This is a genomic window from Candidatus Atribacteria bacterium, from assembly GCA_011056645.1.
Taxonomy (GTDB): domain Bacteria; phylum Atribacterota; class Phoenicimicrobiia; order Phoenicimicrobiales; family Phoenicimicrobiaceae; genus Sediminicultor; species Sediminicultor quartus.
In genome coordinates, this window is the sequence record DSEL01000111.1 from 1 (window position 1) to 8,402 (window position 8,402).

Consider the following 8,402-nt stretch of genomic DNA (forward strand, 5'->3'; position numbering starts at 1 on the left):
AAATATGATTAGCTATTAAATCAACCATCAAGTCCATTTTTTGTTGTATATCCTTAATATCATTCCAGTCCCCTAAATCCGGATTTACCTTTTTATAGTCTATAACCGAAAATCCATCATCAGAAGAATAAGGATAAAAGGGTAATATATGGATAATATTAATGTGCTCGGTTAGGTATTCACCAATAAATTTAGTTAATGTTTTTAAGGGTTTTACCTTGGGTTCGATAATACTGTCCCCATAAGTAATTAAAACAATGTCTTTCTCGTCCAAAAAAGTTTTTTTCTTATTTGGAAAAGAAATATTTTTAGAGTACTTTTTAAGTAACTTTTCAACTTCCATTATTATTTCTTTACTCTTTTCTTCTCCATAAGTAAAGGTTAATTTTTCTTTAATTATTTCTCGATTTTTTTCCAAAATTGACATAAATATATTTTACCTGCCTTTAATGATATTCTGTTGAAGTTGTATTAAAGAGAGATTTAAAACGATGTTGGTAATATTCTACAAGATATTCATAGGCTCTCTTATTGACTCTGGCTTCATTCAATTTATATCCTATTTCTCTAAGAATTTTTTCTATTTCTTCCATAGATCTGGTATAGTCATCACTATTTTTATAATGGGTTTCAAGATATTTTTTTTGGGAAAGTACCGCTGAAAGCTTTGCTTCCAAAAAAGCTCGGTAGTAAGTTTTTACCTCTCCCTTAGCCTTATGGTATTCAAATTCAATCTCGTCCGATAAAGCTCGATCAAGACCTATGGATTTGTTAAGTTTACTCTTAAATAAATATACAGTCTTCCTGGCTTTGTTTATTTTCTTTTCTATTTCTTTCGCTCTTTTTTCTTCATTAATAATATCGGTTCTGGTTAATAAAGAAGTGGAGGTAAAATTATCAAAATTAACTATGGGGTAATTTTCTTCTTCATTTAACCATTGAACTTTTCTTTTTCCCCCATTGGATCTATTTTTCAAGATATCTTTTCGGATAATTTCTATTCTTAAGGTAATAATTTCTTTGGGTTTTGCTAACAATTTAAAACTTTTTTCCTTAAAATCCTTAACCTTACCTATAATTTCTTCACTGAGATTTACCAAATACACCTTACTAAGAGGATAATGTGAAGCAATCTCCCCTTCAATTATTTCCTGAGAAGGATTAAAAAATCTTAATATAATTCCTGCTCCGTCTTCTGTTTTTTTAACTGCACTTACCTGTAAAACATCATTTGGGGATTTTAAGCTTAAAAACCCGGCTGTATCTGTAAGTTCCCCCCGATGTTGGTCGGTTTGTACTATTATTAGATCTGTATTAAATTCTTCAGCTAATTGAAATATCCGAGCCTGATGGCAATCTCCTTGGTGGAAATAAATAGCATATTTAAAATTCATCTGGCGTAGGCATTGAGCATCGGGAGTGAAAATTGTCGGTCCGGCATCACCAATTCGAGTTAATAGATCACTTCTAGCCAACCATCCTACCGATCTAAAAAGAGTCAAGGCTATGGTATTTTTATCCGGTAAAATTTCATATTCCGGTAGACCTTTATTTAAGACAGCAATTCCTCGCTGTCCATCATTTATATCTACAAAATAACGATGGGGGAAGGTAGTTATGGGTTCCGCCTCACGGGCACCTATTATTACCCTTTTTACTTCTTCGGATAACTCTCTGTTGTTAAAAGTTTCGGGAGTAATTTTATGTTTTGTAATATCAAATTGAGTACCGGCATAAGAAAACTCAGCATCAATGTTGGTAGGAAATAATATTCTTAAACGATGATCCTTTACTGTATTTTTTAACTCGGTCCTGAATTCAAGAATGGGTGAATCGACTTCCAAGGTCAACCAACTGACCAGGGGGAAATCTCTTAATGTTGAGGAACGAGTTTTTCGGTCATCTGTAAGAGACTCGGGTAATCGTAAAATTAAACTTACCTTGATCACCACTTTTAGCATACTTTGCTCAACAACTTCAATGTTCGCCTTAATCTTTTGGTTAGTAATGATACCATCATTTTCTGGGAAGGAATAATTATATTCATCCCCAGCATCAGCCCCATCGGATATAATATTCAGATTTTTATAACAACACTCGTTTATTTTATCAAACACATCTATACTTCCATTTTCCTTTATCTTCACCTGCAAATAGCGATTCTCTAATATATTATTATTTACTACTACTTTATCTGATAGAAAATTAAGCTGATTTTTTCTATTCTGCCCTCGGCTGGTTTTTGTATAGATTGTTTTATACCCCAATGGTGGAATATTATTTACGTAAATATGAAGATGGTCTTTATTCCCTTTTTGATGGACAAAAACCCTTCTTCCTGAATCAATTATTTCAAAACAATCCTCCTTGGTAATAACAGTAATAATCTTATCCCGCATCTTAAGGGAGGGATTAAAAATTATATATGCTTCTGCATCGGCAAAGCCAGCAGAAGTATTTATATTTAGTACCAGCTCTTTTAATTCATCTTCAGTTATCTTTTTAGTAGAACTAATAACCTCACTAAATCTTGTTTCCATATCAGTGTGAACATCATCAATACTAACTCCACAGATATTATCATGAGGATGATTTTTCAATAGCGTTTTCCAAATGTTGGTTAATCTATTATTATTATATTTTCCTCCATTTAACCAGGATAAAATTGAAAGCGGTTCGACGTGTTTTTCCAATGATTGCTGACAAATATCATTCATACATTTTAGATAGATTCGTGAAGAAAGAGTGCCAGGGAATACGGAAATAAACCGTCCGTTATAAAGAGCACCTTTTAAAACTTTCAACTTGGGAGAATTTTTACGGATAGCTTCTATATATTCTTGGGGAGTACTTTGTTTTACTCTAATATCGGTAAAGAATAATTTTTTTAATACTGGAAAAAAATCATCCGGGAATATCTCCTGATCATAACCGTTCATTAAAAGTACGTTGGAAGTAGTTGCAAAGGGATAGACCTTTCTAACCTCATTTTCAATTCTTTCCTTTATAATTTCTTTATATTCACCCAATCGCATGGCATTCCTGTAGCTGCTTAGAAGATAAACTGAAGTTAGTCGTGTCCCATCCGGGCTTTCCCATAAAAATTCAGAATTGATACAAGAAGGATCCATCCCCACTCCACGCCATAGGAAAAGACCTTTTATCTTAAATTTTTTATGAATCTGAGCTGTTTGAGAGATCTGTCCAAAATTATCTAACAGCCAGCCTACCTTCATTATTCCTCCCAATTTTTCCCCTATTTTATTACCAATCAACAAATTCCTAACCAAAGACTCTCCGCTTACCAGCTGCCAATCAGGTTGAAGGTAGTAAGGCCCAATCAACAATCGTCCCTCTTGAATATATTTCTTTAGTCTTTTTTGATATTTCCCGCTATTTTTCCCCTGTTTTTTTAGTTGATCGAAAAAATCTTCAATAATTAAAGTTTGTCCGTCTAAAACAAATTTATAATTGCTCTCTTTCTGTAAGAGCTTAAATAATGAATCAAAAAATGGTATTAACCATTCGGTAGTGTATTTACTGTTTAAAAACCACTCACGATCCCAATGGGTATGAGAAATAACATGAGCATTGATTACTTCTGACATTTATTTGATATCCTCTCCTCATTCCAGTTTTCTACCGTTTAGTTACCAAAAAGAGTCTCTAAATATTTTCTCAAGGCTGTTAACGAATAAAGCTGCTTACCCAAGTCAAAATTATATTCTACCGTCTTTTTCCTGTAAGATAAATCTGTAAGCACTTTAATGGCTTCTTTTGTTGCGCTTTTTATAATCGAAGGATCTATCTGGTATAATCCCCGGTCTTCTTTTCCTATTAATTTGTCACCAAGAGAAATGATTTTAAAACCATTTGGTTTAATATCTCTCTTATATACCTCGTATTCAAATACCACAACAGGAAGCTTAGCCTTTATTGCTTCTAAAAATTGATTCCCCCATCCTTCATACAAACTGGGATAGGTCACTAAATCCGCGAAAAGATAAGTATCCCATAAAGAATAAATTTTTTTACTGTTTTTTACCTTCCTTTCGGTGTCAACCATATCGCTAATAAACAAGGCTTCAATATTATCTTTCTTAATCTTTTCTTTTAATAATCTAAAATATCCCATATCTTCTATTAAATTAGGGAACACTAAAACTACTTTACTTTTTTCATCTATTTCCCTTCCGTCATATAATCCATTTTCTTTTAATAGCGCCATATTATCGGGCTTGGTTAATTCCTTTACCAAATCAATAGCTAATTCAATTCCTTTTCGAGGAATGATTCGAGTAGCCTGAAGAATGATAATATCTTTTTGATTAAGGCCTAAACTCTTTTTAAAGTCATCATTATAATCATCGATCTTCCATTCGGGTCCTTCAAAATCAAAAATATTGGGCACTACAACCGAATGAACCCCTTTTCTCTTTTTTAATTCATCCCGAGCGAGTGTATTTATTACGGAATGAGTGATCAATTGATTATTAGGAGGAAAATAGGAAAGCAGGATTTTCTTGATTGTTTCACAAGTGGGATAACTAAAATGGTTTCTTTCCCAAAAAAAATCATGATGATGAGAAATGGTTTTAATGCCGGTTGATTCAATGACTCTATAAAGGGCAATTGCTGCAGGAATATTTAAAGGGAGGGACCAAACATTTTCTACATCCAATAAGTCAATCGAAAATTTTCTAATGAAAGAATAAATTTTTTCTTCTATTTGATAAACAATTTTGTATATTTCCCCACAAAGCGCTTCTTCGGAAGGGAAATCACTAAGAGAATGAAAAGAGTTATTATAAATTTTATTTATTTCCGGTTGGTCATACCGAAGCTTAGGAATGATCGTGGCATCCTGGTTGGGATCTTCGCCAGCAAGGAGGTAAACTTTATGTCCTATCTTCTCTAAAACATCTTTCCATTTCTCTATTTCCAAAGATACACCGTCAGTTAATCCAACTCTAAAATGACATATACCTATTCTAGCCAAAAATAAATCTCCTATTTATTGAATATTTTTCTTCTAATAAAAATTGTTAAACTGGCTTCTAAATTTCATCTCCTAAAATATTGCTTTGCGTGTATCTTTTTCAAATAGATGGATCCGGGAAAGATCAAACAATACTTCAAGCTCTTTACCTTCCTCTATCTTCAAATCGCCTGGAGTTTTCATCACAAGCAATCCGAATTCTTTTTCTAAATGGATAACGGTATCCGACCGTAACAATTCGGCAAAGTAAATTTTTCCTTTTGTGGATACTACTTTGTCTGTTTGTACACTACCAGCAACATAAATATGTTCCGGTCTAATGCCTAAGATATAATTACGTTTATCTGAAATTTGGGATACTTTGTCTTTCAATATATCCAATAAAGGTACTTCTAAGCCCTTTGTTTCCAAATAAAACTTTTCCTTCTTATGTATCAATTCAACCTCAATGGAATTCATTTGTGGTGAACCAATAAATCCAGCTACAAAGGTATTTACCGGATTATGATAAATCTCATCAGAACTACCAAACTGCTGGATGATGCCTTGTTCTAAAACAGCAATTCGATCGCCCATTGTCATTGCTTCTACTTGGTCATGAGTAACATAAATAGTCGTAACTTTTAATTTTTCCTGTAATTTTTTAATCTCGGCACGCATTCGGACTCGTAATAACGCATCGAGATTAGATAATGGTTCATCCATCAATAACACTCTTGGCTCCATTACAATTGCTCTGGCAACTGCCACTCGCTGTCTTTGTCCACCTGAAAGCTGTGCGGGATAGCGGTCTAATAAATTATCTATTCCTAAAAGATTAGCTACCCAAATGACTTTCTCCTGTATCTGATGTTGAGAATATTTTTTAATTCTTAAAGGGAAGGCAATATTATTTTTTACAGTCATATGAGGCCACACAGCATAATTCTGAAAGACCATGGAAATACTTCTGTCTTTCGGAGAAAGATAGGTGATATTATCTTCATCAAAAAAAATCTTACCTTCGGTAACTCTCTCTAATCCGGAAATACAACGTAATAATGTTGTCTTGCCACAACCAGAGGGACCAAGCAATACCACAAACTCTCCAGGTATGATTTCCAGATCTATATCATTTACTGCTTTTACCTTATCAAAATATTTCTTCAAACCTTTAAGTCTAACTTTAACCAATCTTTTCCACCTCCCTTTCTCTTATGCGAAGTCAATAAACTGACAAAAATTTATTTCAAGGAAATACCCCACATTGTAACCAGATGTTTTCTTACGAAGAAAATAAAGACCATTGCTGGCGCAGCCATAATAAAACCTGCACTAAATTTAAGGTAATCCGGTGAAGCCATTGCAGTTTTCAGAATATGTGCAGGCAGTGTCCGGTTAGTTAAAGTTAATATGGTAGCCACAAATACCTCATTCCATGACAGGATAAAAGCAAATATTGCTGAAGCAGCTAACCCAGGTAATGCAAGCGGAAGAGTTATCCGAAAGAATGCATGTACACGCGAAAGACCAAAAATCATTGCTGCTTCTTCATAATCCACAGATACGCCCGATAGAATACTTGAAAATATAAGGATAATTATAGGTAATACCATTGCAGTATGTGCCAAAGAAGTACCCCAAGTTGAATCACTAACTCCCATTCTCATAAAGATGATAAGTAAAGGAACAGCTAAAACCATTAAAGGTAACATCTTGGTAGCAAGACATATTAATTTTAATAAATTTTTCCCCGGAAAAATATATCTTGATAAAGCATAACCAGCAGGCATACCAATTAAAAAGCTTAGCAGCATAGTTAATCCGGCAACTTTCATACTGGTTAAAATCGCCTTCCATGCTTCAAGCCCAAAGAAAAGTGATTTAAATTGATTTAAAGTAAAATGCGTTGGTATTACTTTCTCAATCTGATAGTAATCACTGGGAGAAGCAAAAGCGGATATAGTAATTAGGACCAAGGGAGCCAGAAACCATATCACAATAATTCCCACAATAATCATGGTACCCAACTGTCTTATTTTTAATCTCATAGGAATTTTTTGACTCTTCATATTTTTTCTCCATTATTTAACTTTTTAAATTTACTTTTACAATTCAGAATGTTTGGTTTTTAAAAAAGTAAGATAAACCCAACTAAGGACAATACATATAAGTGCAATAATGAAACCGTAGGTTGCCGCGAGACGAAAATTACTAAGTTCTGCCTGCTGGTAATATACCTCACCTGCTAATATAGGAATATCTCTACCGGAAAGCAACCAAACCACTCCGAATATCTGAAAAGCAAAAAGCGTTCTAATAAGCAGTGCAGACTGCAAACTTGGCATAGTCAAAGGCAAGGTTATATGAAAGAATTTTTGCCAACTGCTAAATCCAAACACATCTGCTGCTTCAAAATAATCCTTGCTAATCACTTGGAGACTGGCTAAAAGGATAATAAAAACCAAGGGTGTTGCCCTCCATAACTCGGTTAATACTATCACCCAAAAAGCACGAGAACTTAATCCTAACCCAAAAAAATAAATAGGAGCGTCAATAAATCCAAACTTCATTAAAAGCTTATTTAAAAATCCATGTGAGGTAAAAATATTATAACTCATTAAGGCAGCCGAAATATCACTTAAAGCTAAAGGGATACAAATAATATAAAGGACGGTCATGTAACCTTTAAATCTACTGTTCACGAAAAGTGCAAGCAAGAAGGCAAGGATAACCTGTAATGGTACTATAACCATCAATAAATACAAGGTATTTTTTAATGCCTTCCAAAAGGTTGAATCTCGAGTCAAAGTAATAAAATTTTCCATACCAACTTTACCTTTTTCAGAGATAAAAGCAAGTTGTAAAGTTTTTACCAAAGGATAGCCGATAAAGCCTGCTAAATAAATTAAGGCAGGGAGGAAAAGTAAATAAGGTATCCATTTTTTTTCTCCTTGGCTAAAAGATGTCATTCTTTCTCCTTTTCACTCATTAAAGAATGCACCTCCCTATTAATAAAAGGTTTAATTTTTACTATAGGGAGGCGCACAGAAATTACCTGTTACAACAATGGCACACCCACTTCTTTGAATATTGCCCTCAACTTATCTCCTGCGGTTGTAATGGTTGTTCCAATATCCGCTCCTTCAATAACTATCTTGGTGAAGGTATCACGATAAGCGGCTGAAAATTCTCCACCTTTTGCCCCAAGGCTCGGTATCAGCGCTATGACTGAATCCGGGGAACCTGATTGAGCAAGTACTCCTGTGGCTAAAATTTTAAGCGGTCCCTCAGGTATAACCCCTTCTGCCTCTTTTATGGTCGGGAAGAAACCGATATTCTCAAGCATCTTAACCTGGATATCCGGGCTAGTGAGGTAATCGATTAATTTGACGGCATTATCTTTCTGTGGAGCTCCTACGGG

General features: G+C 34.2%; 6 protein-coding genes. All 6 read right to left on the reverse strand.

All coding sequences use genetic code 11. The annotated features are described in order from the left end of the window. Window positions 1–343 (reverse strand): sugar phosphorylase (locus ENO17_04585; protein HER24311.1); only part of this gene is annotated, 343 nt, incomplete at its 3' end. A gap of 103 nt (window positions 344–446) precedes the next feature. Continuing rightward, window positions 447–3,608 carry a hypothetical protein gene (locus tag ENO17_04590; protein HER24312.1) on the reverse strand — a complete coding sequence of 1,054 codons (3,162 nt, stop codon included), beginning with the start codon at window positions 3,606–3,608 and terminating at the stop codon, window positions 447–449. 38 nt (window positions 3,609–3,646) lie between these two features. After that, window positions 3,647–4,990 (reverse strand): glycosyltransferase, encoded by a 1,344-nt coding sequence (locus ENO17_04595; protein ID HER24313.1) that lies wholly within the window; start codon window positions 4,988–4,990, stop codon window positions 3,647–3,649. An 81-nt stretch (window positions 4,991–5,071) separates the two neighbouring features. Beyond that, window positions 5,072–6,172 (reverse strand): ABC transporter ATP-binding protein, encoded by a 1,101-nt coding sequence (locus tag ENO17_04600; protein ID HER24314.1) that lies wholly within the window; start codon window positions 6,170–6,172, stop codon window positions 5,072–5,074. A gap of 50 nt (window positions 6,173–6,222) precedes the next feature. Further along, a complete protein-coding gene (locus ENO17_04605) occupies window positions 6,223–6,999 on the reverse strand; it encodes a carbohydrate ABC transporter permease (GenBank protein HER24315.1) in 777 nt (258 codons plus the stop codon). Window positions 7,000–7,086: 87 nt separating this feature from the next. Further along, window positions 7,087–7,950, reverse strand: coding sequence for a sugar ABC transporter permease (locus ENO17_04610; protein ID HER24316.1), 864 nt, complete (start codon window positions 7,948–7,950; stop codon window positions 7,087–7,089). Window positions 7,951–8,402 lie beyond the last annotated feature (452 nt).